Here is a 26571-nt window from a genome sequence, read left to right on the forward strand (position 1 = left end):
TAACTCCTTTTCTCTTGTTCTCTTGTATTGAGAAGGGCGGTATGAGCGTGTGTTTAGTTTCGTTATCTTTTTAATCCCCGTTGGCGCTGTGAAGCTTTCGGGTAACCATGCGATTTCATTTGGAAAGAAAACTATTTAAGTATGCTACCCTTTATTCCTATTGGTGGTTGTAATGATCAGGCCCGTGCCGGTGAAAACCTCAATGTATTTGATAAACAGGTTCCTAGACGCGGAGTATGGCGATTTTGGATTCGTCATTGAGGATATGAAGCTGTTCCCCAACGGAAAGTATATTGCGGTTCTGGTAAGGCTGGATGACGACTCAAGGTTCATCCACGTTTTTGGGACGGGGGGACAGCCAGTTGGGGGATGGGAAAAGGGACTCCCTGTACCCTGTGCTGATGAGGCGATAATGCTCCCCGGTGAGGAAAAACTTGCCGTCTTTACGAAATGCGGGACGGGTGAGGTCAGAATATACCCAGTTCAGTCAGCCGATCCGGAATCTGAGGTGTTACCAGTAAATTTTACCAGACTACCCTTCTACGTCAGCTTCACCCCTCGCGAGAGGTTGGTGGTGTTCTGTGATTACAAGGTTGAGTACTTTGCGCCCGGGGAGGTTGAGGTTATTAAGATTCCAACGCCGCAGGACGGGTTCGCTTATATCCATTCCGTGAAGGACACTGACGACTCGCTTTACCTGCTTTACACATTTCGAAAGAATCAAAGGCAGCGCCTGGAGCTGGCGAAGATCCCCCTCCCGATGTTTCCGTACTATTCTTCGCTGGAATTCTGGGACGGCATTGAGGTCATCTCGAAGTCCAGTATAGTGCCTAGGGGAGGGCGACAGATAGGCGACATATGGTTGAAAGACGGCTCCGTTATGGCCACCCTCGGCACCAAGGGGGGGAACGAGGTTCACATTGTGGGTTCCGCAGGGGCAAAAACGGTACTGTTGCCTGGGGAGCTGGTATTCCTTTCGTTCACTTCCAGGGGACTTTTTGTCATAACCGGTGTTTACGGGGGAAACCTGAGGGCAGGGTTCATATCCTTTGATGTCCTCAACACATCCAAAAAGATAGGGGCGGAAGATTTCCAGGGAGAGGTGGTTCTGGGAAGGTACGTGCCCGGTGTCGTTGATCCTAAGTTCGCGGGGATTTCCAGGGACGGTGAGACGCTTTACTTCGGAAGGAGCGGGGGTAAAAGCTCGGGCGGGACCTTTTATTACTTCCTCCGCAGGGAGGTTGACTACCTGTATCTCCTTGAGGCGCCAAAGGTGCAGAGCGGCGATTTAGAGCCTGAGGGCACCGCTTCCGAAGCACATGGTGGGGGACACCAGAAAGAGGGTCTGGATGAGAATCTTGGAGAGACGGTCCTGATTTCCCTGCTCAGGAGATTCAAACAGGTCATCATATACGGGCCACCCGGCACGGGTAAGACGCATCTGGCACTAAAAACTGCCAAGAACGCGGAGTTTGTCACGTTCCACCAGTCGTACAGCTATGAGGATTTCGTGGAGGGGTTCAGGCCCATTGAAAAGGAGGAAAAAGTCGTATACACAGTCTCCGATGGCGTGTTTAAGCGCCTCGCCGTGAGGGCAATATACGATTCCCTGCCGGATGGATTCCGAAGACGTGGAGAGAACATGGAGTACGAAGACATGAAGATGGCCGTCCAGGAATTCCTGAAAAAGAGACGGGCAGGGGATAAAACCCCCATTGTTCCCAGGAGGGAGTTCTACATAGTAATCGATGAGATCAACCGTGGCAATATAAGCAGAATCCTGGGAGAGCTGATAACCCTTCTTGACCCGGATAAGAGGCTGGGTGCCCCTACAGAGGTCATAGTGACCCTTCCCTACTCACGGGAGCTTTTCGCACTGCCCCCAAACCTGTACATCATTGCCACCATGAACTCGGCCGATAGGAGCATAGCCCTGCTCGATATTGCACTCAGGAGGAGATTCGCATTCGTGGAACTTTCTCCGGATCCAGAGAAGCTCAGAGACGTGAACGTTGATGGCATAAACTTGGAACACCTCCTGACGAGGATAAACTCAATCATCGAGCAGGAGAAGGGTAAAGACTACACCCTAGGGCACGGTTACTTTCTCGATATACCCTCCGCAGACGATCCAAGGCAGGCACTCTACATGGTCTTCTACCACAAGGTGCTGCCCCTCTTCCAAGAGTACTTCTACGGGAACTGGGAGCATCTTAGATCCCTTTATCCGGGCTTCGAGTTCATAGACGAGAGGGGCAGAATAATCTGGATGGACCTCGATGAGTTCATAGATGCCCTCCGCAGGCTGGTGGGGTCCGAATGAGGGCCGTGACCATCTACGAGTTCCAGAGAAAGTATCTTCAGAGCCTTCACGCGGAGGGGATAAACGTATCCCCCTCCGAGCTCCAGAGGTTTTTTGAGTCCATAAACAGCATTTATGGCCGCGAGGGTGATGTCCTGAGCCTGAGATACGACGTCAGCAGGGGCGACTATTACATCCAGGCACATGGCAGCGTGGGTTTCGCATACTATCTCAGAGACGAGCCGTTCATGATACAGGTTCTTCCAAAGCCGTACAGAAACGACCCGGATCACAGGCGTTCCATGAAGTTCTTTCTCAGCCTTCTGAACCTGAGCGGCAACCTGGGCATGAGCCAACGCGATATAGAGCGCGCGGTCTCGGCATACAGGGGAGAGGACGAGCTGATCCATGAGATGTTCTTTTATCTCTACACTTCCCAACTTGGGCGGAAAATATTCCACGGGATGTATCGGGAGTACAGCGAGGTGGAAGAGAACTCCAAGACCATTCGGGGGAGGGTTCTCCTCTCACGGTTGATACGAAAGACACCGGGAAGTCTGGATATTCCAATTAGGCACACGGTTCTGGGGATTGATAACCCCCTAAACAGGGTGCTGAAAGCCGCACTTGAGGTGGTGGCTGAGAACTCGAGCTGGGAAGGGGTTAGAAGGGAAGCCAGTGCCCTTCTGGAATACTTTAGGGAAGTTGGCAGGCTTAAGGACGATGACCCGGGCAGGGTGTCTTTTAATTCCCTCAATGAAAGGTTCAGGCCCGTGTACACCCTTGCGATGATAGTTCTCGAAGGTTTCGGCAGGGGACAACAGAGGGGCCTCGTTCAGCACGGGATTTTTATGGATATGGCACACCTCTTCGAAACCCTTGTCTATCACACAATAAGAAGGGTCCTCCAAGGGGAGGCCACGGTGTACCGAGACTACAGGCTCCCCCACATCGTCGAGGGCGCTCAAAAAGTGGAAGCAAAACTGGGTGCCGTCTTTACCTTTGGCCCACCTCTCCCCGACATACTGGTTGCGACGGACTACGGAAAGTGCGTGATCGAGGTTAAGTACCGCAGCCTACTCGTGAAAATGATGGGGCAGTGGAGGAGAAAACTGGTGAGAACAAGCGAGGAGCTCTACCAGATATATTCATATTCCCGCCTTGCAGGTGGCAGTGCCGCCGTCGTGTACCCCCGCCTTGAGGGAGTCTACAATTACTGGATCCCTGACATGTTCGGGCCGGAGGAGAACATTCTCAGTTTCTTTGATGGGACTCCGTTCGGTCTTTTCGGATACGAGCTGTCCAGGGTGGGAAGGGAGGTCTTCATCACCAGGAATGGAGTCGTTCTCAGGGAGGGTGTTGCCAGGAACCTGCGGGAACATCTACTGTCCCTGTGTATGGGCAAATGAGCACGGCGCACATTTTAAAAAGCCCCCCGCTTAGATGCCCCTAAAAAAGAAGGTGATGCTCATGCCCATATTCGAGACCCAGGAGGAGACCCCGAAAATCAGGGAGCGCCTCCACCGCGTCGGGATAACCAACCTCAGAACGGTCGCCAAGATAAACTGGAAGGGGAAGGTCTACACCTTCCTGCCCATCTTTGAGATAACTATCGACGTCCCCGAGGAGAAGAAGGGAATCCACATGAGCAGGCTCGTGGAGAGCATAACGGAGGCCATGAGCGAGGCCGTTGAAGAGGAGGTCCTAGAGGCCCACACCTCTCTTGAAGAGCTTGGAAAGTGCATAATCAAGCGCCTCGAGGGAAAGCACCCGCACAAAAGGGCAGAGGTCTGGATAAAGACCCAGCTCGTAATACCGCGCGAGACTCCTGCGAGCAAGAGGCTCTCTTATGAACCATACGACGTCGAGGTTGGTGTCATAAAGAACTACGACGGCTCCTTCGAGAAGGTCCTTCGCGTCAAGGTCATCGGAAACACCGCCTGCCCACACGCGATGGCCAACAACAACGGGAAGACCCACATCCAGCGCGCCGTTGGGGAGCTGGAAGTTAGGGCTCCCTTCAACGAGGAGATACCGCTCGAGGACATGATAGACGTCGTTGAAAGCTCCTTCAGCCACCCGACCTACACCCTGCTCAAGACCGTCGACGAGAACGCCGTCGTTCAGGGCATGCACGCCAACCCCAAGTTCGTCGAGGACGTGGCCAGGGAGGTGTTCTCCAAGGCCAAGGAGCGCTTCAAAGGCAAAATCCACGTGCGCGTAATCAGCAACGAGAGCATCCACAAGCACGATGTGATAGCGGAGACCTGGAGCTGAGGAACTCGGTGACGGGTATGAAGCTCGTCCACGACCCCATACACGGCCACATCGAGCTGGACGACTTCGCGGTTAGGCTGGTGGATACGCCGGAGTTTCAGAGACTGAGGAGGATAACCCAGCTCGGTTTGGTCTACCTCGCCTACCCCTCTGCCAGACACACCCGGTTCGAGCACTCCCTGGGGGCGTTTCACCTGGCGAGGAGGATACGCGAGCACAACCCGGATATCGAGGAGGGGGCCGTTTATGCGGCCCTGCTCCACGACCTTGGCCACTATCCATTTTCCCACACCCTTGAGGCCCTCTATCCAAGGCACGAGGAGGGCACACGCTGGATAATAAAGAATGGGGAGGTCGGGGACGTTATACGGGAGCGTTATTCCCTCCGCGAGTTCTTCGAACTCCTAAAACACCCCCTCGTCAGCGGCGACATCGATGCCGACAGGATGGACTACCTCGTGAGAGATGCGTACTACACCGGCATTGCCTTTGGCCTCGTTGACCTTGACAGGCTCATCAGAAACCTCCGCTGGGATGGAGAAAAGCTCGTCGTTGGCGAGAAGGGGACAATGGCTGCCCAGAACCTCCTCCTTGCGAGGAGCATGATGTATCCAGCCGTTTACCAGCACCACACCTCGAAGATAGCCGGCGCGATGCTCGTTAAGGCAGTAGAACTCGAGGGAATTTCCTACGAAGAAATCCGGACAATGGACGAAATCGACTTGGTCTCCAGACTTAGAACGAGCAAAAAGCCGGAGGTCAGGGAGCTGATGAAGGCGATAGACAGCAGGAAGCTCTACAAGCGCGTCGTTTACACGAACGAAGACCCCGGAGCGGATGCGGTGAGCGAACTAAAGAGGGAGCTCGAAGCGGAGTTCAGCCACCTCGCAATAGTTGATTACTCCCCAAAGCCGAAGTTCGAGGAGAGAAACGCCTTCGTGGAGACGGAAGAGGGGCTTAAGAGGCTCAGCGATGTTTCACCGCTCGTCCGTTCGCTGGTTGAACTCAAGGACACCCACTGGCACTGGGGAGTTTACGCCAGAGAGGACGTGAGGGAGAGAGTATTGCGGGCAGTGAACAAGCTGTTATCTTGAAGAAGTCCACGCCGCCATCCCCAATCACATCCAAAACCCTTAAGTAGTTTGAACGCACTCCCTCAATCCCGGTTCTCAACCGGGAAAAGCTTTATAACCGAACTTTTTAAGTTAAGCCGACAAGCTCATCAGAGGATGGTGGTGTATTATGGGAAGAAGGGAAGAGATGATTGCGAAGATTAAGGAGCTCATGACCCAGCCCGAGAGGATCAGGAACATGGGTATTGCCGCTCACATTGACCACGGTAAGACGACTCTGAGCGACAACCTGCTCGCTGGAGCGGGAATGATAAGTGAAGAACTCGCCGGAAAGCAGCTCGTCCTCGACTTCGATGAGCAGGAGCAGGCGAGGGGTATTACCATCAACGCGGCCAACGTCTCGATGGTTCACAACTACGAGGGGAACGACTACCTCATCAACCTGATTGATACTCCAGGTCACGTCGACTTCGGTGGTGACGTTACCAGGGCCATGCGTGCCATAGACGGTGCGATTATCGTTGTCGACGCCGTCGAGGGCGTCATGCCCCAGACCGAGACCGTTCTCAGGCAGGCCCTAAGGGAGTACGTCAAGCCGGTTCTCTTCATCAACAAGGTCGACAGGCTCATCAAGGAGCTCAAGCTCGGCCCGAACGACATCCTCCAGAGGTTCGCCAAGATCATCACCGACGTCAACAGGCTCATCAAGAAGTACGCCCCGGACGAGTTCAAGAACCAGTGGATGGTCAAGGTCGAGGACGGTAGCGTCGCCTTTGGTAGCGCCTACTACAACTGGGCCCTCAGCGTCCCGTACATGAAGAAGACCGGCGTTTCCTTTAAGGACATCGTCGAGCTTACCAACAGCGGCGACCTCAAGACCCTCAGGCAGAAGGCCCCGCTCCACGTTGTGGTTCTCGATATGGTCGTCAAGCACCTTCCGAACCCGCTTGAGGCCCAGAAGTACAGGATTCCGCACCTCTGGAGGGGCGACGTCAACAGCGACGTCGGCCAGGCCATGCTCAAGTGCGACCCGAAGGGACCGATGACGATGGTTGTCACCAAGATCATCCTCGACAAGCACGCCGGTGAGGTCTCAACCGGCCGTGTCTGGAGCGGTACCGTCAAGACCGGACAGGAGGTTTACCTCATCAACGCCAAGAGGAAGTCCAGGATCCAGCAGGTCGGTATCTACATGGGTCCTGAGAGGGTCAACATGGAGGCCGTCCCGGCTGGAAACATCGTCGCGGTAACCGGTCTCCGCGATGCCATGGCCGGTGAGACCGTCTCGACCGAGCAGATTGAGCCGTTCGAGGCCCTCCACTACGCAAGCGAGCCGGTCGTTACCGTTGCCATCGAGGCCAAGAACGTCAAGGACCTTCCGAAGCTCATCGAGGCCCTCCGCCAGCTCGCCAAGGAGGACCCAACCCTGCACGTCAAGATCGACGAGGAGACCGGCCAGCACCTCCTCAGCGGTATGGGTGAGCTCCACCTTGAGGTCAAGCTCGTCAAGCTCAAGGAGGACTGGAAGCTCGACGTCGAGGTCAGTCCGCCGATCGTCGTCTACCGCGAGAGCGTCAGCAAGGTCAGCCCGATAGTCGAGGGCAAGTCGCCCAACAAGCACAACAGGTTCTACATAACCGTCGAGCCGCTCCCGGACGAGATCTACCAGGCCATCCGTGAGGGTGAGATACCGGAGGGCAGGCCGAAGGACCCGAAGGCGGTCGCCAAGAAGCTTGCCGAGCTCGGCATGGACTACGAGGTTGCCAAGGGCATAGTCGACGTATACCAGGGCAACATCTTCCTCGACAACACCAAGGGTATCCAGTACCTCAACGAGGTCATGGACCTCCTCGTTGACGGTTTCCACATGGCTATGGACGAGGGCCCGCTCGCCAAGGAGCCGGTTATGAAGGTCATGGTTCGCCTCCACGACGCTAAGATCCACGAGGACAACGTCCACCGCGGTCCGGCCCAGATCTACCCGGCCATCAGGACTGCAATCCACTGCGCCATGATGAAGGCCCAGCCCATCCTCTACGAGCCGTACCAGAAGGTCATCATCAACGTGCCCTACGAGTACATGGGCGCCGTCAGCAGGGAGATCAACCAGAGGCGCGGCCAGCTCATAGACATGCGCCAGGAGGGCGAGGTCATGATCATCATCGCCGAGGCGCCGGTCGCCGAGATGTTCGGATTCGCCGGTGCCATCCGTGGAGCGACCAGCGGAAGGGCCCTCTGGAGCACGGAGCACGCAGGCTTCAAGCGCGTTCCGAACGAGCTGGCCCAGCAGATTATCAGGCAGATACGCCAGAGGAAGGGTCTCGACCCGAACCCGCCGAAGGAGCAGGACGTCTGCCCGCAGCAGTGAGCGGGCTGATTCTTTCTTCTTATGTTCTTGTTCTACAGTTTCTGTACCCTTACCGGTCTTTGGGCTCCCGGACATTGTTGCATCTTCTCTTCCAGGATTTATGGAGGAATCCCACTCCAAAGGCTCTGTTAGATTTCTTGAATCTTCCCACTGTTTCGTTTCCGTCTATTGCACACATTTTAACAGGTTTTTGCCGAAAACCCGTGTAGTTAAGTTTTTAAACCCGCTCTGCAAGTTAAGGACGGGACTCATGAGGCCTCCCCGAGAAACGGCGGGTTTCCCGCCCGAGGGGGCCGAGGTTCGAAAGATTTAAAAAGCCATCCTACTCAGCCGGAGTAGACCAAAGTTTGGAGGTGTTTGGAAATGGCTAAGGAGAAGCCACACATTAACATTGTCTTTATCGGACACGTCGACCACGGTAAGAGTACCACCGTCGGAAGGCTCCTGTTCGACAGCCAGAACATCCCGGAGAACATCATCCAGAAGTTCGAGCAGATGGGTGAGAAGGGTAAGTCCTTCAAGTTCGCCTGGGTCATGGACAGGCTCAAGGAAGAGAGGGAGAGGGGTATCACCATTGACGTCGCCCACACCAAGTTCGAGACCCCGCACAGGTACATCACCATCATTGACGCTCCGGGCCACAGGGACTTCGTTAAGAACATGATCACCGGTGCCAGCCAGGCCGACGCTGCAGTCCTCGTCGTCGCCGCCACCGACGGTATCATGCCGCAGACCAAGGAGCACGCCTTCCTCGCCAAGACTCTCGGTATCAACCACATAATCGTTAGCGTCAACAAGATGGACATGGTCAACTACGACCAGAAGAAGTTCGAACAGGTCGCCAACCAGGTCAAGAAGCTCCTCCAGATGCTCGGCTACAAGGACGTTCTGATCATCCCGACCAGCGCTTGGGAGGGCGACAACATCGTCAAGAAGAGCGACAAGATGCCCTGGTACAACGGCCCGACCCTCTTCGAGGCCCTCGACCAGATACCGGAGCCGCCGAAGCCGGTCGACAAGCCGCTCCGCATCCCGATCCAGGACGTCTACTCAATTAAGGGTGTCGGTACCGTTCCGGTTGGCCGTGTCGAGACCGGCAGGCTCAGGGTCGGTGACGTCGTCATCTTCGAGCCGGCCAGCACGATCTTCCACAAGCCGATCCAGGGTGAGGTTAAGAGCATCGAGATGCACCACGAGCCGATGCAGGAAGCCCTTCCGGGTGACAACATCGGTTTCAACGTCCGTGGCGTTGGTAAGAACGACATAAAGCGCGGTGACGTTGCCGGACACACCACCAACCCGCCGACCGTCGTCAGGCCGAAGGACACCTTCAAGGCCCAGATCATCGTCCTCAACCACCCGACCGCTATCACCGTCGGCTACACCCCGGTCCTCCACGCGCACACCCTCCAGGTCGCCGTCAGGTTCGAGCAGCTCCTTGCCAAGCTCGACCCGAGAACCGGCAACATCGTCGAGGAGAACCCGCAGTTCATCAAGACCGGTGACTCAGCAATCGTCGTCCTCAGGCCGACCAAGCCGATGGTCATCGAGCCGGTCAAGGAGATCCCGCAGATGGGCAGGTTCGCCATCCGTGACATGGGCCAGACCGTCGCTGCCGGTATGGTCATATCCATCCAGAAGGGCGAGTGAAGCCCTTCTCTGACCTTTCCTTTACTTCCTGGAAATTTAGGAGGGACGGAAATGCAGAAGGCAAGGATTAAGCTCGCAAGCACGGACATTAAGGCCCTCAACGAGGTCACCGACCAGATCAAGCAGATAGCCGAGAGGACCGGCGTCAGGATGAGCGGTCCGATACCGCTCCCGACCAAGAGGATCAGGATCACCACCAGAAAGAGCCCGGACGGAGAGGGCACCGCCACCTTCGACAGGTTTGAGCTTCGCGTTCACAAGAGGCTGGTCGATATTGAGGCCGACGAAAGGGCCATGCGCCAGATCATGCGCATCCGCGTCCCTGAGGACGTCACCATCGAGATCGAGCTCATCTCCTGATTCCTCTCATTTATGCGCCGGGGTAGCCTAGCCTGGGAAGGCGCGGGCCTGGAGAGTCCGTGGGCGTTAGCCCGCCAGGGTTCAAATCCCTGCCCCGGCGCCATACAAACTTTGCTTGCGCAAAGTTTGATCAAAGTTGGCGTGCAAGTTCAAGTTACTTGTTTTTAGAGGGTTTACTCTTTATAACTGGCAGTTTATAGCGTTCCATCCTCACAAGGCGTCCTTAATAGTCGATTTTATGTTAAACCCTGTTTCATGCGCGAGTTTTAGAGTGCACGCTAACCTTTCCCAGCGGTTTTATGAGGAAGGGTGCTCTTTTGGGGAAGCTTTTTCTAAAAGCTTCCTATATTCTCAAACTCCCGAAGCCTACTCAGAAATAGAAACCACAGCAAAGAAACGAAAAGCCTTAACCCCCGCTCAAAACAGGCATTACCTTGATCTCGTCGGTGTCTTCGACCTCGGCATCGCCCCTCGCCGGGTGGCCGTTTATCATGATTATCTTATCATGGAACTCGTCATACCGGGGTATGAGCTCGCGGAGGATTTCATCAACGGTCTTCTTGCCGTCAACCTTAACATTAAGCTCCCTCGCTCCCGCGAGGTGGGCAAAAGCCCCCATGAGCTTTATCCTGGCCATGTTCACCACCGATAAGAGGTTAGAACTGGGGCTCTAAAAATTTGTCGGAGAAAAAGAGAAGAGGTCACTCGAGCTTCGTGACCTGCTCCAGCTCTGGAACCACGAAGTCGAGGCCGAGCTTCTCAAGCGTTTCTTTCTTCGGAATTCCGCGCTCGTCCCAGCCCCTCATACGGTAGTACTCGCTGAGCAGACCGTCGTACTTCTCCCTGTCGAGGTGCTGGCCCTTGTACGGCCCGCTCTTGAGGCCCTCGGTGAACCACCTCTTCGGCGGGTAGTCCATGTGCCTGCCCCACTTCTCGCCGAGCTCTCTGACCCAGTAGGCCCTTATGAGGGCGTAAACTCTGTCCGCTGCATTGTAAAGGTCATCCCACGTGTACTTGACGCCCGTGATGGCCTCAAGGAGCTTCGGATAGTAGTCGAGGCTCAGGCCGACCTCGACCCACGGGAGCCTGCACGCGGTGAGCATCTCGAAGAGGCCGCCCCTGAGGCGCTGGAGTTCTATGACCTTGGCTGCCTTCTCCGGGTCATAGGTTATCTTGTACTCGGCCTTCTTGGCCTTCTCGCCCTCTATCGGGGCTGTACCGATCTCCCAGGCGATGACCCAGGCCTCCTTGTGGTGGGCACCGATTGAGCTGGTACCGTAGGCGAGGGCCATTGCCGGGTAGATGTAACAGTTATATCCACTGACCTCAAGTCCCTTCACGTGCATGGCGAAGCTGTCGTCACCGAGCTTCTGAGCCATCCTCATGACGCCCTCCGCCGCGAGGTTGCCGAGCTCGCCGCGTCTGTAAGCGATGTCGAGGGCCAGCTGTTTGGCCTTCTTGAAGTCGCCGAACTCCGGAGCGGCGTCGTCCTTAATCAGGCCCTTCTCTTTGGCTTCCATTATGAATGCTATTGCCCCACCGAGGCTGATGGTGTCCATACCCATGTCATCTGCAATCCTGTTGAGGACCGAAACTTCGTTGAGCTTTCCGATTCCGAGGTTTGAACCGAGAAGGGCAACGTTCTCGTAGTCAAGCTCGCTCTCCTGGCCTTCAGCGTCCAGGACGACGTTTCCACATGGCATGTTACAGTAGGGGCAGCCGCGCTGCTTGACCTTCATACCCTCCATGGTGTAGCCGTCTATCGAGCGGGCGAACTCGAAGGAACCGTCCTGGAAGTTCCTTGTCGGCAGGGCGGAGTTCTCGTTGGTCCACTCAACCGCTGCCATCGTTCCTTGCCTGTGCCAGAACGGGTAGCCAGGTGAGTTGAGGATAGCGTTGTAAGCCTCCTGGGAGAGCTCCCTGAGCTTCTCCTTGTCGGCAACCGGTATCTCTTTGGTGCCCTTTATGACGACGGCCTTGAGCTTTTTGCTCCCCATGACGGCACCCATACCGGGCCTTCCGGCGGCCCTGCCCTCCTGGGACATCACGACTGCGTAGCGAACGAGGTTCTCACCGGCCGGGCCGATGCTGAGGACTCCAACGTTCTTACCGTGTATCTTCTTGAGCTCCCTCTCGGTCTCGAAGGTGCCCTTGCCCCAGATCCCCTCGGCGCTGAGTATGCTCACGTTATCGTCCTCGATATAGAGGTAGACCGGCTTCTTGGCCTGACCTTCGACGACTATGGCGTCGTAGCCGGCCTTCCTTAGGTGGACGGTGGCCATGGTTCCAAGGTTACCGTCGCCGTAGCCACCGGTGAGCGGGCTCTTAGCCGCTACAACCATCTTCCCGCCGCTTGGGGTTGGGAGACCATTGAACGGGCCGGAAGCGAAAACGAGCTTGTTGTCGGGCCCGAGCGGGTCAACGTTCTTGGCCTCGTTCCAGAGAATCCACGCAGCAAGACCCCTGCCGCCTATGAACTTCTTGGCGACCTCTTCGGGGTACTCCTGCACCCATACCTTATTGTTGGTCAGGTCAACCCTGAGGATTCTTCCCCACCAGCCTTTCATTGCCATGCCAGAATCACCTCGAAAGATTTTCGGCTCCGAAGATATAAGGTCTTCGCAAAAGGAAACGTTTCACACAAGGTGTGAGGTTAAGTTCATCTGTTAACCATCGGGGGACGCTGAGCTGCAGGAGGGCCCGAAAGTTTATCTGAATGACTCAAAATTTTCTCCGGTGAACAGTTTGGATGACGTTATTCAGGATCTCTGTCTGCGACGACTGGGAGCCGCCGTGGGAGAAGGGAGAGTAGCGGCTCCCGGTGTTGCTTTTACTTTTTTCTTCTGAAAGCCTCGCCCTTTAGGGCGGGGAAGAGGTCAGTTCTTAAACACCCTCACATCTACCACCACGTGCCAGACGCCTGGGGCGTAGCGCTTGATGATCAGTTCGTTGAGCTTCTCCGCTTCGTAGCCGTGTTCCCTCGCTATCCTGCGGAAGGTCTCGAAGGGCTCCGCCGGCATCAGCCTCTCCGGGACGGTGTTGTGGTAGTGGATTACCGCTTCATCCTTAGCTATCTGCAGTGCCTTCGGTATGAACTCGTGGGTTGTGACGACGTAGCCCATGAGAATCCTGTCGGCAATGTTCTCGCCAGGGAAGTCACGGTTGTCCATGTTGTAGGCCGTCATCCTGTCCTGAACCCGGTTCAGCTCGATATTCTCAACGAGGAACTGAAACGTGTAGGGGCTCTTCTCTATGGCTATAACCCTCGCTCCACCGTGAACGGCCATCGGAAGGCTGAGGTGGCCAATCCCGGCGAACATATCCACGACCAGCTCCCCCGGCTTTGCCACCTTCGCCATCCTCACGCGCTCCTTGACGTTGGCCGGCGAGAACATTATCCGAGCGACATCGAGCTTGTATTTGATCCTGTTCTCGACGTGCACCGTTACCGTGTCACCGCCGTAGAGCACCTCGTAGTTCGTCTCGCGGAACTCGCCGGAGATGCGGCCCTTTCTGAGGACGGTTTTGACCCCGATTACCTGGGCATAGACCTCGGCTATCCTGCCCTTGTAGGGTTCGAGCTCCGGTCTGAGCGGAAGGATGAGAACGTCCCCTATCTGGACCCAGTGCTTGGGGAGAAGTTCAACTAACCCTTCGGGAAGCTCGCGGGAGAGGATTTCCCTTATGCGGGGTTTGATGAGTTGGGTCTTTCTCCTGCCTGACATCGCCCTTTCTCCGGTTCGGGGCCTTAAAAGGATTCTCATTGTCGTTTCGGCAAAAACCGATAGGAAAGCTTTAAAAACCGAAAGGCCAAAGTTAAAGCGAGAAATCCCCCGGAGGTCGATGAAGGGTATGGATGATGAACCACCGAATAGTTGGTTCTCCCGCCTGTTTAAACCACGTGAAAGACCCGCACTTCTTGAGCAGAAGCTCAGCAGGGAGGCCTACGAGGATTATAAGGCGCTTTTGATGAAAGCGAGGCCCGAGGTAAAGGGCTCGAAGATCACGGTCAGGCTCTCCGACGGCACCGTTGAGCTTGAAGAGGGCGTTCTGAGGGTCAAGGCTAAGAACCGGAAGACTGCAGAGAAAATCCTTAGGAACCTGCACCACTACGAGCAGCCCCCGAGCCTCTGGCCGGCCTACGGGCTGAGCTACTCGCTCAAGAGGAAGAGGGGAACCGTTCTCTGACTCCTCTCTTTTCCCCTTACTTCTCCCAAAGGTTTAAATGCTTGGTTAGGCTTAACTCTCCAAGCGGATGACGACCCTTGCCCAGTCTGAACTGTGATGACGTCGGTATTAGCTGACGCAGGGGCGGTGAGGTTCGCGGGCCGATGACCCGCCCCGTCCCTGGAGGGAGAGCGATGCACGACAACGGAAGCGATGGAGATGGTCTCCTGGAGTTTTACGCCAGCGAAGCCCTGACATGCCCGAGGAGGATATACTTTCGCCTGAAAGGCTATCCCGAGAGGTGGCCCGAGTTCGTGAAGGTTAGGCTAAACCAGGGCATCAACACCCACAGCGTCCTCGGTGAGATCCTTAAGAAGCGCTTCGGCTTTGAGCTTGAAAAGCACCTCGTTCTGCGCTCCAGCAGGCTCGGCTTTGAGATACACGGCAGGATAGATGCCATAGGGGACTTCCCCATCGAAATCAAGGGCAAGACCAGCCTCCCGAGGATGCCCTACGACTACCACATGGCGCAGCTGAACATCTACATGCGCTGGGCCGAGGCGGAGTACGGCTACCTTTACTACATCAAGCTCCACGAGGAACCGACGAAGATCATAAGCAAGATTGACTTCTCTCAGTTTCCCATCGTCAAGGGGCCGAACTTCAGGGCCTTTGAGGTCCCCTACGACAAGCACCTCTTCAAGGAGACGCTGAGGCATTTCTACAGCGTGAAAAAAGCCTATGAAAGGGAGAAACCGCCGAGGGGACAATACTCCTACCTCTGCAAGTTCTGTCCCTACCGGTATCTGTGCTATCCCGGTGAGGAATGATATTTGTAGTTGGTAACCACAAAGCTATCCCCGTTTCACTGCCCACTTAAGCCCCCTGTCCACGACTGCCTCTATCTCTCCCCTGTTGTACAGCTCGGCAATAAACGCCCTCACCGGAACGAGGTTGAGGGCGAGCTTTTGAGGGGTTATGGCTACGCCGTAGTGCTCCATTATTCTGAAGGCCAGCTCGTCCATTGATGCAGGTTCCTCAAGGAGCCCCAGAATAAGCGATTCAGTTTCTTCCACCCTCCTGAGGTTAAACTCAAGCAGCTCCGTTGCTTCTTCCCCTCCAACGGGCTTCCCGTGAGAGGGGATCAGCAGGTAGCCCCTCCTTGCGTAATTGTGTAATTCATTAAGTGAAGCTTTAAATAATTCGGGGTCGATAAGGTAGGGCAGCCCAACGGATTGGATAAGCTTTTCTCCGAAGAATGAGTCGCCAGCGTAAATTAGCCCGTTCTCCTCATCGAGGAAGCCGGTCATCCCCGGTGAGTGGCCGTTAAGTTTGATGGCATTCAGCCCGAATTGCCCATCCCCCCACTCAAAGACCGCGTGAACCTTCACCTCCTCCGGAAACTGGAAGACGAGGAACCCCTTCGGTGCCTTTGAGCCGAAGGTTAAAAGCTCCCGGTTGAGGGGGCTTTCCGCTACCGAGAACTCGAAGCGGTGGATGAAGAGCGGCGCGCTTATCTTTGGGGCGACGGCTATGTGGTCAGCGTGGCCGTGGGTTGCCAGCTGGGCCTTGACCTCAAGTTCAAGCCTTCTAATTTCTCTTTTCAAATCTTTGTGTCGGCCTTTCCCGTGTCCGGGGTCAATTAACACCGCTTCCCCACCGTCCAGAACCCTGATGAGCGTCGAGGGGCTTCCCGGGTATAAATAAACGGAATCTCCAAGCTTTTTGAGTGCCATGCAACCACCGTGAAGAATTAGATAAAGGGAATAAAAGACCATCGATGAAATTTGGAAAAGCAGGAAAGTGTTCAAACGTGCCTGGCGTAGAGGGTCTTCTTGCCCTCGGCCTGGGCCCTCTTGACGGCCTTCTCAACGAGGGCCTTAAGCTCGGCCTCAAGGGCGTCGTAGAACTCCGGGCTGACCCTCATCTCGGGGTCGATGGCCTTAACGGCCTCCTTAACCTTTGACTTAACTATCATCTCGGCCATTTTTTAACACCTCCTTTCAAGAGCTGTCCTCGGGACAGCTCCGCCCATGTCTGGAAGGCAGAGTTTATAATTCTTCCTCTGCCCATCCCCCATCGAGCAAAAGGTTAAATCCTCGAAACCCTACTGAGGCCGGGTGATGGAATGCGAGTAGCCCTCGTGGATGGGGAGCACTATCCCGACGTCGTGAAGTGGGCCCTCGAAAGGCTGGGGGATGTCTGCTGCGCCGTCTTCCTTGGTGGGAGTGAGAAGATCGGGAGTTTAGAGCAGGTAAAGATGAGATTGGGCATTAAAGTCTACTACGATCCCTCCGATTACCTGTCCGCACTCTCAAGGGCCCTGCGGGAGAACCCGGGGATAGAAGAGGTGGTCGATCTAAGCGACGAACCGGTTCTCAATTATGAGGATAGGTTTAGAATCGCATCCCTCTGCATGCTTCACGGCGTTGTCTACAGGGGTGCCGACTTTGAGTTCAGGCCGAGGCCCCTGAAAAAAACCAAGAAGCCGAGCATCGCCATAATTGGGACTGGAAAGCGAGTGGGTAAGACGGCCGTGAGCGGCTTCGTGGCGAGAACCCTGAAGGAGATCGCGAACCCCGTGATTGTAACTATGGGGCGCGGCGGGCCGGAGGAGCCCGAGCTAATAAAGGGGGAGGAATTTGAGATAACCCCCGAGTTCCTTCTCAAGCTGTCCGAAAGTGGTAGACACGCCGCCTCCGACCACTTTGAGGACGCGCTGACCTCCCGGGTAACGACGATAGGCTGCCGCCGCTGTGGAGGGGGTATGGCCGGCTTTCCGTTCTTCGATGTCGTGGACAAAGGTGTCGAGCTCGCCGAAAGTCTGCCCAACAATCTGATACTCCTGGAGGGGAGCGGTGCCACTTTCCCGGCTTACAGGGCGGACGGCTACATAACCGTTGTCAGTGCCCTCCAAAAGCTGGAATTCATAGGGGACTACTTCGGCCCGTTCAGGATTTCCCTTGCGGATATCGTGGTGATCACTATGGCCGACCTCACGGACGAGGGGAAACTGGAAGCCCTCAAAAGGGCCATCCTGGATATAAACCCCTCCGCTGACCTCCACATCACGGCCTTCAGACCGAGGCCCCTTGAAACTGTCGAGGGGAAGAGGCTGGGCCTTGTGATGACGTCAGAGACCGCCCTCGAAACCGCGAGAAGGCACCTCGAAAACCTCGGCGCAGAGGTTATGGCGATGTCGGGCAACCTGTCACGTAGACCTGCCCTCAGGAAAGACCTGGAGAAGTTCCGGGGCATAGACGCAGTGGCAGTAGAGCTCAAGGCGGCGGCAGTGGACGTCGTCACGAGATGGGCGCTTGAGAGGGGGATCGAGGTCATCTACCTCGACAACGAGCCGGTGAACCTGGACGGGAAGGATCTGAGGGAGTCAGTACTGAAACTCGGAAGGAAGGTTCTCTCAAGGGGGTCTGCGGGTTGATAGTCGTTACAGACTCTGAAAGGAAGATCAGGCTCCCCTTCTCAAGGGGCATACTCACCAGGTCGATAACCCTGGCTGGTATCGACGTTGGCGTTGCCTACGCTATAGCCACTGAGGTTCAGAAAGAGCTTGGAAGGAGGAAGAGGTACGCCGTCACCACCGACGAGATCAGGGAGCTCACTTACTCGAAGCTTATTGAGAAGGGCCTCAAGGACGCGGCCGAGAGGTACCTGTTCTGGCGAACCCTGAGGCGGAGGCGCGTGAGATTAGCCGTCCTCCTGGGCGGAACCACAGGCGTCGGAAAGTCAACGATAGCCACAGAGCTGGCGTTCAGGCTCGGAATAAGGAGCATCATAGGAACCGATACCATAAGAGAGGTTCTCAGAAAGGTCATAGCAAGGGAACTCCTCCCGGACATCCACGTCTCATCCTTCCTGGCCTCGGAGGTAGTGAGCGTGCCCAAGGGGATGAACCCGCTCGTATACGGCTTCGAGACCCAGGTCAAGCACGTCTCGGTCGGGATAAGAGCCGTCCTGGAAAGGTCGCGCAGGGAGGGGCTGAACACACTCATCGAGGGGATCCACGTCGTTCCAGGCTTCGTAGAGACCACCGGAAACGAGTTCATGTACTTGATAACCGTCCCAAGCGAGGAGCACCTTATCTCCCATTTCTATGAGAGGGCCCGCTATTCAGCGAGGGGCGTGGAGAGGTACATCGAGAACGCCGACAGGATAATGGCGATCCAGGAGTACCTGGTTGAGAGGGCCAGGGAGTTCGGTGTCCCGGTGATAGAGAACGTCGAGCTGGAAAGCACGGTCTCGGCGATAATGGAGGACATGATGAAAAAGCTCAAGGGGAAAGTGGAAGAGGATTAACCCTTTCTCTTCCATATTCCCAGGAGCTTCCTGCTCCCCCAGGTTGACTGGACTTCCCAGACGACGACCATATCAGTGTAGATGTCCACGATGTTGAAGCTGTTTCCAAAGGGGTTCCTGTGGAGCTCCCAGCTGACGGAACCCGAGTTTACTATCGGCGTCCTCTCGATTTTGACGGCGTAGGCGTTGCCACCGTGGCCAGTAAGAACCAGCTCGGTCCCCTCGTCGGTCAGCACCTTCAGCACATCGCCAGCATCCTCAAGGAAGCCTATCTCCCTGCTCCTGTGTATCGGGATGACGTTGTGGTGCAGGGCCACTATCCTGAACTTCCCCGCGTACTCCTGGAGAAGCTCTCTGAGCCTTCTCTGTCCCATCCTGCCGACCACGCCTATCGGCGTCTCGTACTGGGCGCTCAGGAGGGGGATTATGACGACGTCGTTGAGCTCCGTTATCTCAGGCTCCCCGAAGTACTCCTGAAAGAGCTCGTAGCCCAGGTAGGTTATGTCGTTGTGGCCCGGGATCACTATCTTGGGAACCTTAACTTCCCTGTAGTAGCCGTAGGCCCTCTCGTAGTAGCGTTCTATGCCCGCATCTACTATGTCACCGTTGTGGATCACCAGGTCAGGCTTTAATCTCTCGTTTATCATCCTGATGACGTTTTCCAGAGTCTTCTTCCTGAAGTAGACCCTGTCAGAGACGTTGCTCTCGCTCATCTGGACTATCCTCATCACCCTCTTCCCGGAGGGAACGAATATCTTCGGCCTCACCGGCCTGTGCTCCTTGCTCGTCTCGTCCCCCGTAACGCGCCTTATGGTTACCTTTACACTGCCGTCGTCACGGAGCTCTATTATGCTGTAGCTGTTCACATCTCCCCTCCGGGTCTTCTTGCAGGAGGTACAGCCCGCGTTGTCTATGACGAGATCCTCAACGCGGTAGACGTTGGGCACGTGCTTGTGGCCACAGGTGTAGAGGTTCACCTCGTTCCTGAGGAGGAGATCGAGGACGTCGCCGGCGTTGAAGAGGACGTTCCGTTCCCTTCCGGTGTCGGGAAGGGGGACGAGGTGGTGGTGAGCCGCGACTATCTTGAACTTCTTGCCGGAATATTCTTCGAGTTTTTCCTTGAGCCAGCGGAATTTGTGGCCGCCTATCCTGCCGTCGCTCAGGTCTGGAATCGTGGAGTCCACCCATATGACAACTCCGTCCTTGAACTCATAGACGCCGTTCAGCGGGCCGATGAACTTCTCAAAGAGCTTGTAGCCGACGTTTCTAACGTCGTGGTTTCCAGGGAGAACTACCAGGGGCTTCTTTATCTTCTTGAGCTGATAGGCGGCCTGCTCGTACTCCTCGCGGAGCCCCTGGTTGGTTATGTCTCCGGTGTGAATAACGAAGTCGAAGTTGCCCCTGTTGATCTCCTCCACAATGAGGTCGAAGGCGTAGCCCTTGAAGGCCCCCTCGCTGGTTATGTGGGTGTCGCTTATGTGAGCTATCCTTATCATGTCCATCACTCCGCCGCTATGGCCGTTTCGAGCCTTCTCCTGCTTGCCTCAAGGAGGTCGGTTATCGAGAATATGCCGGTTATCTTCCCCCTTTCCTCTATGAGGATGTGCTTGATGCCCTTCTTGCTCATTATGTCGAGGACGTCCCTCAGGGGCGTCTCTGCAGGGACGGTGACGAGTTCTTTGGTCATTACCTCCTTAACCGGTGTGGTGTTGGGCAGACCGGGCACGATAACGCGCCTGATGAGGTCACCCTTGGTGAGAAAACCTACAACGGAGTTTTCCTCGTCCACCACGACCAGGGAGCCGATGTCGAACTCCACCATGACCTCACCGGCCCTCTTAACCGTGTCATCCGGCTTCACTCCTATGAGCTTGCGGTTCATGTAGACCTTCACGGGGGCCTTCATCTCCACGGGGATCACCGGATAAAGAATAAGGTGTCAAAGTATAAAACGATACCTCAACCCAGAACCAGCTCCTTCACATTAAAGGCCTCGTTCTCAAAGTCAATGTCAACGTAGAAGGCCGTACCGTTCACAACCGGCTTCCATTCGGCTTTGAAATACAGCTCAAGAGTCGAGGAGCCCACCGCGAAGAGCCCATCTTCCCTGAGGACGTTCTGCCTCACGTAGTCCCAGTTCTTTGGGTTCATTATGTAGAGCGGCTTTGAATAGGCCGTCACGAATCCGGCGGCGGTTCCATCAGACCCAAGGAACAGGGTACCGGTGTTGAAGCTCGTCTTTGCCGTTTTGGCCAACGCTGAGTAGTGCTTCAGCAGCTCACTGGCCTCAAAGGATTCAAGCCGCCTGCAGAGATAAGCGGCCATCGCGTAGCTGTCAGAGGCGCTTTCCAGGTCTTTTTCCTCGAACTCCGCCATCTCGATTATTTTCCCCTTGTCCAGGTCACCGTTGTGGTATATCCAGTAGGAAAAGCCCCTCCTCGTTGAGAACCCGAAGGGCTGGGTGTTGAAGAGGTTTTTGGAACCTTGAGATGCAGCCCTTGAGTGGGCCATGAGGACGACGAAGCCTTCCAGCTCTGACTTGAGTGATTCTACGGCGTCAATATCTTCAAAAACCGGTCTGAGCGACCGGTAGTGTCTAACGTTCCCGTCTTTGAAGAGGACGTAGCCCCAGCCGTCCCTGTGCTCCCTTCCCTTTCCCCTGGCTTCCTTGTACGGGTCTTTCTCCGACGCCATAACGAACGCGTCCACGAGGGGTGGCATCTCATCCCCTCTACCCACGGCAAACAGTACCCTGCACATTTAGTTTTCACCTAGATAACTTTGCCCTAAGTCCCCAAAAGCTTTTAGGTCTCCCACGGGAATTGGTTAGAGCTGGAGGCATGGTCATGGAGGGGCTTAGGAAGGCGGTAGTAAGGGTCAGGAGAAAGATAGCGTCCCACAGGAAACTCTACGAGAAGAACGAGGAGGCTGTAAAGCAGCACCTGATCGGGGAGATCTTCCAGGCCCTCGGCTGGGACTGGAACAACCCCGAGGAGGTCAGGCCTGAGGAGAGAACCGAGGACGGCAGGGCAGACTACGCGCTCATCCTCAACGGCTCGGTTTTTGCCTACGTCGAGGCCAAGAACCTTAGTGTCAATATCCTCAAGCGCGACGAACCCCTCCGCCAGCTTGCCCGCTACTGCTTCAACTCAGGCGTTAAGTACGGCATCCTCACCAACGGAGCGGTGTGGATCGCAATCAAAGCGTTTGAGGAAGGCTCATCCCTCCACGACCGCATCCTGATCTCCGCCAACATCGAGAAGGAGCCCCTTGAGAAGGTCGTTCTGAAGCTCTCCTTCCTGTCAAAGTCGAGGATAGTAGAGATGGAGAGGCTTTCCTCCCTCCTGCGAGCCCTTGAGCTGAGCTTCTCCGGTCTCAGAAGGGAGGGTTATTCAGATGATATGCTCTTATCATACCTGACGTCGAGGGAGGGCTCGAGCACGATTCCCGTCGAGGAGCTGAGCGGGAACGAAACCCCCAGGGCGGCCTACGTCTACGAGGGCGGCTGGAAGCTCCTGCCCCTGCCTGAGCAGAGCATCAAGGGGGTTCTGCTTTCCGTCCTGCTCTACCTTGAAAAGCGCTCCCAGGGCCGCAAGGCCGAGGAAATCCGGAAGGCCTACGAGCACATCAGAAGAATCCAGCTGGAGCCCAAGACGGCCCTTGAAGTGCTCAAAAAGCTGGGAGAAGAGGAGAAGCTGAGGATTTCGGTCGAGGTCTAATCAGAGCACCTTCCACAGCTCGTCGCTCTCGGGCCTCTCCAGAGGTCTTTCCTCTCCGTTCTCGATGAGAACGCGTCTTTCGGGGTCTTTAACGAACTCCCCTACGACGGAGGCGTTTATGCCCTTCTCCATGAGGGCCGCCACGACCTTCCCGGCCTTTTCCCCCGGTGCGGATATCATAAGCGCCCCGGAGCTTATCAGCGCCAGAGGGGTGAGGCCGTAGAACTCACATATTCTCCTGGTTTCGTCCCTGATCGGAATTTTATCCGCGTAAACGGCGAAGCCCAGCCCTGCCGCGTCCGCCATCTCATGGAGGCCGTTTGCTATCCCCCCCTCCGTGGGGTCGTGCATGGCGTGAACCCCAACCTCGCTGGCGGTTAGTGCATCCTCGACGACACTTATCATGTCAATAAACGACTTCGCCCTCTCCACGAAATCCTTCCCGAACTCCCTCTCAAGCTCCTCGCTCCGTTCGCTCGCTATTATCGAGGTCCCCTCCAGACCGGCCCACTTGGTGAGGATTATGGCATCCCCGGGCTTTGCCCCGTTGGAGGTGACAAGCTTGCCCTTCTCAACTTCCCCGAGCATCGTTCCGACCACTATGGGCCTCTTTAGTCCGGGAGTAACTTCAGTGTGGCCCCCAACGATCGCTATTCCAAGCTTTGAAGCGCTGGCGTGAAGATCCTCCATTATTTGCTCAAGCGTTCTCTCGTCCGAGCCCTCGGGAAGGAGTATACTCACGAGGAACCACTTTGGTCTCGCTCCAAAGGTCGCCACGTCGTTGGCGTTCACATGAACGGCGTAGAAGCCGATGTTCTCCTCAGCGCCAGTTATCGGGTCGGTTGATGCTACCAGAACCTTATCGCCGAAGTCTATGGCCGCGGCGTCGATCCCGAGGTCTGCCCCGATCAGAACCCTCTCACCAGGGGCACCGAGGCGGCTGAAAACGAGCTCTTTAAGCTTCTCAGGGGGTATTTTGCCTGGGGGAAGCATGATCATCACCTGCCAGTGGCTTTAACACCCGAGATATGAACGCCGGCGGTGTTTAAATGGTTTCTGGAGAATGTGTGGCTTCCAAATGGACACGGATATCCAAAAGAATAGATATGAAAAAGGACGTCACGGCTCCCCATGCTTCCCGCGTTTTGGGAGCATGATGTGATCCCTGAACTTATCCTTGCCGCGGGTGTAGGTCTCGAGCAGCTTGCGCTGTATCCGCTCCATGAGCGCGTCGATGGTGTCGTAGTCCTTGTTCTCTATGGCAGTCTTGAGCTGGTCCACAAGCTCCCTTATCTCCGTGACGTTCACTCCCGCCTTCTCCATGATCCTGAGCTGTGTCTCTACGCGGTGTACGAAGAGCTCAGCCCTCTTCGCCGGATCAAAGCGTATCTTGTTCTGCCACTCCTTGGAGGCCATCCTTATGACGAACTCCGCGTGGGCTTTGGCCGCTATTGCCTGTCCGTAGGCTTTCCCATAGTTGCCCTCGCCGTAGGCCTCCTTGGAGATGTTGAGCTCCTTCCTTGCGAGCTCGAGCATCTTCTCGGAGACCCTCTCGATCTGCGGCGGAAGCGTGACGTTCGCGAGCATCTCCTCGGCCGTCGCTATGCGCTGCTCGCTGATGTTTATCGCCTGCAGTGCCATTTCTGGAGTGATGTTGACCTCAACCTCCGTGATATTCGTCTGGTTGGCGACCTTCTCCCTGACCCTCTCCGCAACGCCCTTCGTGACGTGGCTCCTTATTATGGTCATGTTCTTGGGCCTTATCTGGAACTTGGCCATGACCCTTACCGGGTCCGTGGTGTTGTTGGCGAGGAGTATTATCCCGTGAACCTTAACGGCCCTCCTGAGGGCCTCCTTTATGGCGCCGGTGTCGTTGCCCGGGACGACTATGACGCTGTTCTCGAACTTGAGCTTGAGCTTCACGGTGGCGTTGCCTATCACTGCCACGTTGGTCTCGTACCTGTTGGCATCCCACCAGCGCTCGACGGTTATGTTGAGGTTCTCAAGGTCGCCGACGTACTGGTCAACCACTGCGTCGGGGCCACCTATTATGATCACCTGGTCTGGGGCGTAGTTCATTATCTCCGCTGTAACGTTCGGGTCGTAGATGCCCCAGGTGGTAGTGACAACGAACGCGCCGGTTATGTTGGCGAGGTACTCGGCGAGTGCACTGTCAGCCTCGTTGTCGCTGACGAGTATCACCGTCACGCTGCTTTCGGCTGCCGCGGCCTTCCCGAAGGCCAGACCGGCAGTTATTAACATCAAACCAAAGAGCAATGCCACGCCCTTTTTCCACATCATATCGCTTCACCTCGACATTCTCTATGAAAAAACCCCTATTTAAGGCTTTTTCACGAAATCGTATCCTTAGATTTGCCTTTGTTCACAGGAGGGCGCGTTTCCAGACTTTTCTGGATTTTACCGTTAAACACCGTTAGTAAACGTTTATCTGGGTTTATTGTCAGATTAGCGGTGCCTTTCCGCCTCGCAGGGATAGGGCTGGCAAGATTAAAAGAAAAGGAGGTTCGAGCTCACGGGGCGACGTAGTAGTACTCGCCCACCTCTTTCTGCTCCCTGTCCTTAACGCTTCCCTCTTTGTTGGCCCTCGGCCTTCCGGTATCTGGGTCGCGCCTGAAGGTTATGCCGACGCTGGCCAGGAACCTGTTCATACCCTCGCGCATACCCATCGGCGGCAGGGCCTTACCCTGCCTTCCCGGTTCGCCCTCGAAGACCATGAGTCTGTCGCTGATGTAGTCTATCATGAGGACGTCGTGCTCGACAACCAAAGCCGTCTTCCCCTCCTTCTCCATGAGGTGCCTTATGGCCCTCGAAACGGCCAGCCTCTGCTCGACGTCGAGGTAGGCTGAAGGCTCGTCGAGGAGGTAGAGGTCAGCTTCACGTATGAGGGCAGCGGTTATGGCAACCCTCTGCAGCTCACCGCCCGAGAGCTCGTTGACCTGCTTGTCGTAGAGGTCTGGAATTCCGAGAGGGTTGAGGAGCTCCGTCTTGTAGAAGCTGTTCATGAGCTTCGCCGCGTCGATTTTGCTGAGGAGGTCGAAGACCGTGCCCTCGTAGTCGGCCTTTATGTACTGGGGCTTGTAGCTGACCTTGAGCTCCCAGTCTATCTCGCCCTCGGTCGGCTCCTCGACACCGGCGAGCATCTTCACGAATGTCGTCTTACCTATACCGTTCGGGCCGACTATGCTCACGACTTCGCCCATGTAGAGTGTTCCGGGCTCAGCCTCGAGTCTAAAGCCGCCGTAGTCCTTCACGAGGCGCGGGTACTCAACGAGGATGTCGCTCGCCTGGCTCGTTCTCTCGCTCGATTTGGTAAACCTTATCTCGTATGGCCTGAAGCGGACGTTCTCGTCGCGGAGGTAGCCGCGGAGGAACTCGTTTATTCCGTTTCTCGTGCTCTTGGGCTGGGAGAATATACCGTAGGCCCCTGGCTTTCCGTAGACGACGTGGATGATGTCGCTGAGGTAGTCGAGGACCGCCAGATCATGCTCGACGGTTAGAACCGCCTTTCCGGAATCGGCCAGGTGGCGGATTATCCTCGCGACCTTGAGGCGCTGTCTTATGTCAAGGTAGCTGGAAGGCTCGTCGAAGAAGTAGAAGTGCGCGTCGCGAAGTATGGCGGCCGCTATGGCAACCCTCTGCAGCTCACCGCCGGAGAGGTGCTTTATGTCCCTGTCGAGGACGTTCTCGAGCTCGAGCTCCCTGACAACCTCGTCGAACTTTCCGGCCTCGTCTGCCTTCTTGAGGAGGTCCCTGACCTTGCCCTTGACCGCCTTCGGGATGAGGTCAACGTATTGTGGCTTGACGACCGGCCTTATCTCGCGGTTCTTTAGACTCTCGAAGTAGTTCTGGAGCTCGTTGCCCCTGAAAGCCTTTATCACGTTGTCCCAGGAATCGTTGTCGCCGCAGAGGTTCGGGAGGAGCTGGCCGGAGAGTATCTTAACGGCCGTTGTCTTACCGGTTCCGTTCGGCCCGAGGATTCCGACGACCATACCGTCCTTGACGATTGGGAGGCGGTAGAGGACGAATGAATTGATGCCGTAGCGGTGGACGCAGTCCTCGTCGAGCTGTTCCGGCAGATTAACGATGGTTATCGCGTTGAAGGGGCACTTGTGGACACAGATTCCACAGCCCGTACAGCTGGCTTCCTGGATGATAGGCTTGTAGTTCTCCTCATCGATGATTATCGCCTCACCGCCCATTCGGTTGACCGGGCAGACTCGCTCACAGAGAAAGTGGCCGCACTTGTCGGGGTTGCACTTGTCGTAATCGATGACCGCTATCCTGCTCATTCTCACCACCGGCTTAGGCTGATGGGGAGGG

The 26571-nt window shown here is 55.9% G+C and carries 23 protein-coding genes and 1 tRNA gene; 13 read left to right on the top strand and 11 right to left on the bottom strand.

Going from position 1 to position 26571, the window contains the following annotated elements; translation table 11 throughout:
- Window positions 1-172: 172 nt before the first annotated feature.
- The 8 genes from A3L08_RS07355 to A3L08_RS07390 all read left to right on the top strand — a co-directional run bounded on the left by A3L08_RS07355 (window position 173) and on the right by A3L08_RS07390 (window position 10133).
- Window positions 173-2323, top strand: a complete 2151-nt coding sequence (locus tag A3L08_RS07355; protein WP_088854403.1) for an McrB family protein — start codon at window positions 173-175, stop codon at window positions 2321-2323.
- Window positions 2320-3711: a 5-methylcytosine restriction system specificity protein McrC gene (locus A3L08_RS07360; protein WP_088854404.1), complete on the top strand. Its 1392-nt coding sequence runs from the start codon at window positions 2320-2322 to the stop codon at window positions 3709-3711. Before A3L08_RS07355 ends, A3L08_RS07360 begins: the two co-directional genes overlap by 4 nt.
- 61 nt (window positions 3712-3772) lie before the next feature.
- Window positions 3773-4579 (top strand): GTP cyclohydrolase IV, encoded by an 807-nt coding sequence (locus A3L08_RS07365; RefSeq protein WP_088854405.1) that lies wholly within the window; start codon window positions 3773-3775, stop codon window positions 4577-4579.
- A gap of 17 nt (window positions 4580-4596) precedes the next feature.
- Entirely contained in the window at window positions 4597-5673 is a 1077-nt protein-coding gene (locus A3L08_RS07370) for an HD domain-containing protein (RefSeq protein ID WP_088854406.1), read from the top strand.
- 148 nt (window positions 5674-5821) lie between these two features.
- Entirely contained in the window at window positions 5822-8020 is a 2199-nt protein-coding gene (locus A3L08_RS07375) for an elongation factor EF-2 (RefSeq protein WP_088854407.1), read from the top strand.
- Window positions 8021-8383: 363 nt separating this feature from the next.
- Complete coding sequence (gene tuf / locus A3L08_RS07380) at window positions 8384-9670, top strand: translation elongation factor EF-1 subunit alpha (RefSeq protein WP_088854408.1); 1287 nt, start codon at window positions 8384-8386, stop codon at window positions 9668-9670.
- A 51-nt stretch (window positions 9671-9721) separates the two neighbouring features.
- Window positions 9722-10030 (top strand): 30S ribosomal protein S10, encoded by a 309-nt coding sequence (gene rpsJ, locus A3L08_RS07385; RefSeq protein WP_014011815.1) that lies wholly within the window; start codon window positions 9722-9724, stop codon window positions 10028-10030.
- A gap of 16 nt (window positions 10031-10046) precedes the next feature.
- Window positions 10047-10133: transfer RNA gene (locus A3L08_RS07390), tRNA-Ser, on the top strand.
- Between the two features lie 303 nt (window positions 10134-10436).
- Here the strand turns inward: A3L08_RS07390 and A3L08_RS07395 are convergent.
- The 3 genes from A3L08_RS07395 to taw2 all read right to left on the bottom strand — a co-directional run bounded on the left by A3L08_RS07395 (window position 10437) and on the right by taw2 (window position 13755).
- Window positions 10437-10667: a MoaD/ThiS family protein gene (locus A3L08_RS07395; RefSeq protein ID WP_088854409.1), complete on the bottom strand. Its 231-nt coding sequence runs from the start codon at window positions 10665-10667 to the stop codon at window positions 10437-10439.
- Between the two features lie 64 nt (window positions 10668-10731).
- A complete protein-coding gene (gene for, locus A3L08_RS07400) occupies window positions 10732-12597 on the bottom strand; it encodes a tungsten-containing formaldehyde ferredoxin oxidoreductase (protein WP_088854914.1) in 1866 nt (621 codons plus the stop codon).
- A 309-nt stretch (window positions 12598-12906) separates the two neighbouring features.
- Window positions 12907-13755, bottom strand: coding sequence for a tRNA(Phe) (4-demethylwyosine(37)-C(7)) aminocarboxypropyltransferase Taw2 (gene taw2 / locus A3L08_RS07405; RefSeq protein ID WP_088854410.1), 849 nt, complete (start codon window positions 13753-13755; stop codon window positions 12907-12909).
- Between the two features lie 127 nt (window positions 13756-13882).
- Between taw2 and A3L08_RS07410 the strand changes: the two genes are divergently transcribed.
- Entirely contained in the window at window positions 13883-14218 is a 336-nt protein-coding gene (locus tag A3L08_RS07410) for a hypothetical protein (protein ID WP_088854915.1), read from the top strand.
- 143 nt (window positions 14219-14361) lie between these two features.
- Window positions 14362-15027 carry a CRISPR-associated protein Cas4 gene (gene cas4, locus A3L08_RS07415; RefSeq protein WP_232461698.1) on the top strand — a complete coding sequence of 222 codons (666 nt, stop codon included), beginning with the start codon at window positions 14362-14364 and terminating at the stop codon, window positions 15025-15027.
- 24 nt (window positions 15028-15051) lie between these two features.
- Here the strand turns inward: cas4 and A3L08_RS07420 are convergent, their stop codons facing one another.
- Window positions 15052-15933 carry an MBL fold metallo-hydrolase gene (locus tag A3L08_RS07420; protein ID WP_088854412.1) on the bottom strand — a complete coding sequence of 294 codons (882 nt, stop codon included), beginning with the start codon at window positions 15931-15933 and terminating at the stop codon, window positions 15052-15054.
- Between the two features lie 71 nt (window positions 15934-16004).
- A complete protein-coding gene (locus A3L08_RS07425) occupies window positions 16005-16184 on the bottom strand; it encodes a hypothetical protein (protein WP_088854413.1) in 180 nt (59 codons plus the stop codon).
- Window positions 16185-16325: 141 nt separating this feature from the next.
- Between A3L08_RS07425 and A3L08_RS07430 the strand changes: the two genes are divergently transcribed.
- A complete protein-coding gene (locus A3L08_RS07430; protein WP_088854414.1) occupies window positions 16326-17636 on the top strand; it encodes a 2,3-diphosphoglycerate synthetase in 1311 nt (436 codons plus the stop codon).
- Window positions 17633-18511, top strand: coding sequence for a 2-phosphoglycerate kinase (locus A3L08_RS07435; RefSeq protein ID WP_088854415.1), 879 nt, complete (start codon window positions 17633-17635; stop codon window positions 18509-18511). The genes A3L08_RS07430 and A3L08_RS07435 overlap by 4 nt, the downstream gene beginning before the upstream one ends.
- On the opposite strand, the gene A3L08_RS07440 is transcribed toward A3L08_RS07435, so the two are convergent.
- The 3 genes from A3L08_RS07440 to A3L08_RS07450 are packed head-to-tail and all read right to left on the bottom strand — an operon-like array spanning window position 18508 to window position 21232.
- Complete coding sequence (locus A3L08_RS07440) at window positions 18508-20007, bottom strand: metallophosphoesterase family protein (RefSeq protein ID WP_198362152.1); 1500 nt, start codon at window positions 20005-20007, stop codon at window positions 18508-18510. The genes A3L08_RS07435 and A3L08_RS07440 overlap by 4 nt on opposite strands.
- 5 nt (window positions 20008-20012) lie before the next feature.
- Complete coding sequence (locus A3L08_RS07445; protein ID WP_088854416.1) at window positions 20013-20423, bottom strand: CBS domain-containing protein; 411 nt, start codon at window positions 20421-20423, stop codon at window positions 20013-20015.
- Between the two features lie 47 nt (window positions 20424-20470).
- Complete coding sequence (locus A3L08_RS07450; protein WP_232461699.1) at window positions 20471-21232, bottom strand: class II glutamine amidotransferase; 762 nt, start codon at window positions 21230-21232, stop codon at window positions 20471-20473.
- Between the two features lie 125 nt (window positions 21233-21357).
- Here A3L08_RS07450 and A3L08_RS07455 point away from each other — a divergent pair, with 125 nt between their 5' ends.
- Window positions 21358-22230, top strand: a complete 873-nt coding sequence (locus A3L08_RS07455) for a type I restriction enzyme HsdR N-terminal domain-containing protein (RefSeq protein WP_088854418.1) — start codon at window positions 21358-21360, stop codon at window positions 22228-22230.
- On the opposite strand, the gene A3L08_RS07460 is transcribed toward A3L08_RS07455, so the two are convergent.
- The 3 genes from A3L08_RS07460 to A3L08_RS07470 all read right to left on the bottom strand — a co-directional run bounded on the left by A3L08_RS07460 (window position 22231) and on the right by A3L08_RS07470 (window position 26540).
- Window positions 22231-23223, bottom strand: coding sequence for an AIR synthase family protein (locus tag A3L08_RS07460; protein WP_088854419.1), 993 nt, complete (start codon window positions 23221-23223; stop codon window positions 22231-22233).
- A gap of 126 nt (window positions 23224-23349) precedes the next feature.
- Entirely contained in the window at window positions 23350-24531 is a 1182-nt protein-coding gene (locus A3L08_RS07465) for a cell wall-binding repeat-containing protein (RefSeq protein ID WP_088854420.1), read from the bottom strand.
- Between the two features lie 230 nt (window positions 24532-24761).
- Window positions 24762-26540, bottom strand: a complete 1779-nt coding sequence (locus tag A3L08_RS07470) for a ribosome biogenesis/translation initiation ATPase RLI (protein WP_088854421.1) — start codon at window positions 26538-26540, stop codon at window positions 24762-24764.
- Window positions 26541-26571: the final 31 nt, after the last annotated feature.

Source organism: Thermococcus pacificus (assembly GCF_002214485.1).
GTDB classification, from domain to species: Archaea; Methanobacteriota_B; Thermococci; order Thermococcales; family Thermococcaceae; genus Thermococcus; species Thermococcus pacificus.

Coding starts and splice junctions, on each gene's coding strand:
- A3L08_RS07425 (WP_088854413.1), bottom strand. CDS start 16,184: ATGGCCGAGATGATAGTTAAGTCAAAGGTTAAGGAGGCCGTTAAGGCC.
- A3L08_RS07355 (WP_088854403.1), top strand. CDS start 173: ATGATCAGGCCCGTGCCGGTGAAAACCTCAATGTATTTGATAAACAGG.
- A3L08_RS07375 (WP_088854407.1), top strand. CDS start 5,822: ATGGGAAGAAGGGAAGAGATGATTGCGAAGATTAAGGAGCTCATGACC.
- rpsJ (WP_014011815.1), top strand. CDS start 9,722: ATGCAGAAGGCAAGGATTAAGCTCGCAAGCACGGACATTAAGGCCCTC.
- A3L08_RS07455 (WP_088854418.1), top strand. CDS start 21,358: ATGGAGGGGCTTAGGAAGGCGGTAGTAAGGGTCAGGAGAAAGATAGCG.
- A3L08_RS07395 (WP_088854409.1), bottom strand. CDS start 10,667: ATGGCCAGGATAAAGCTCATGGGGGCTTTTGCCCACCTCGCGGGAGCG.
- A3L08_RS07450 (WP_232461699.1), bottom strand. CDS start 21,232: ATGCCACCCCTCGTGGACGCGTTCGTTATGGCGTCGGAGAAAGACCCG.
- A3L08_RS07470 (WP_088854421.1), bottom strand. CDS start 26,540: ATGAGCAGGATAGCGGTCATCGATTACGACAAGTGCAACCCCGACAAG.
- A3L08_RS07440 (WP_198362152.1), bottom strand. CDS start 20,007: ATGATAAGGATAGCTCACATAAGCGACACCCACATAACCAGCGAGGGG.
- A3L08_RS07410 (WP_088854915.1), top strand. CDS start 13,883: ATGGATGATGAACCACCGAATAGTTGGTTCTCCCGCCTGTTTAAACCA.
- A3L08_RS07365 (WP_088854405.1), top strand. CDS start 3,773: ATGCCCATATTCGAGACCCAGGAGGAGACCCCGAAAATCAGGGAGCGC.
- A3L08_RS07465 (WP_088854420.1), bottom strand. CDS start 24,531: ATGATGTGGAAAAAGGGCGTGGCATTGCTCTTTGGTTTGATGTTAATA.
- for (WP_088854914.1), bottom strand. CDS start 12,597: ATGAAAGGCTGGTGGGGAAGAATCCTCAGGGTTGACCTGACCAACAAT.
- taw2 (WP_088854410.1), bottom strand. CDS start 13,755: ATGTCAGGCAGGAGAAAGACCCAACTCATCAAACCCCGCATAAGGGAA.
- A3L08_RS07370 (WP_088854406.1), top strand. CDS start 4,597: ATGAAGCTCGTCCACGACCCCATACACGGCCACATCGAGCTGGACGAC.
- tuf (WP_088854408.1), top strand. CDS start 8,384: ATGGCTAAGGAGAAGCCACACATTAACATTGTCTTTATCGGACACGTC.
- cas4 (WP_232461698.1), top strand. CDS start 14,362: ATGACCCGCCCCGTCCCTGGAGGGAGAGCGATGCACGACAACGGAAGC.
- A3L08_RS07360 (WP_088854404.1), top strand. CDS start 2,320: ATGAGGGCCGTGACCATCTACGAGTTCCAGAGAAAGTATCTTCAGAGC.
- A3L08_RS07460 (WP_088854419.1), bottom strand. CDS start 23,223: ATGCTTCCCCCAGGCAAAATACCCCCTGAGAAGCTTAAAGAGCTCGTT.
- A3L08_RS07430 (WP_088854414.1), top strand. CDS start 16,326: ATGCGAGTAGCCCTCGTGGATGGGGAGCACTATCCCGACGTCGTGAAG.
- A3L08_RS07420 (WP_088854412.1), bottom strand. CDS start 15,933: ATGGCACTCAAAAAGCTTGGAGATTCCGTTTATTTATACCCGGGAAGC.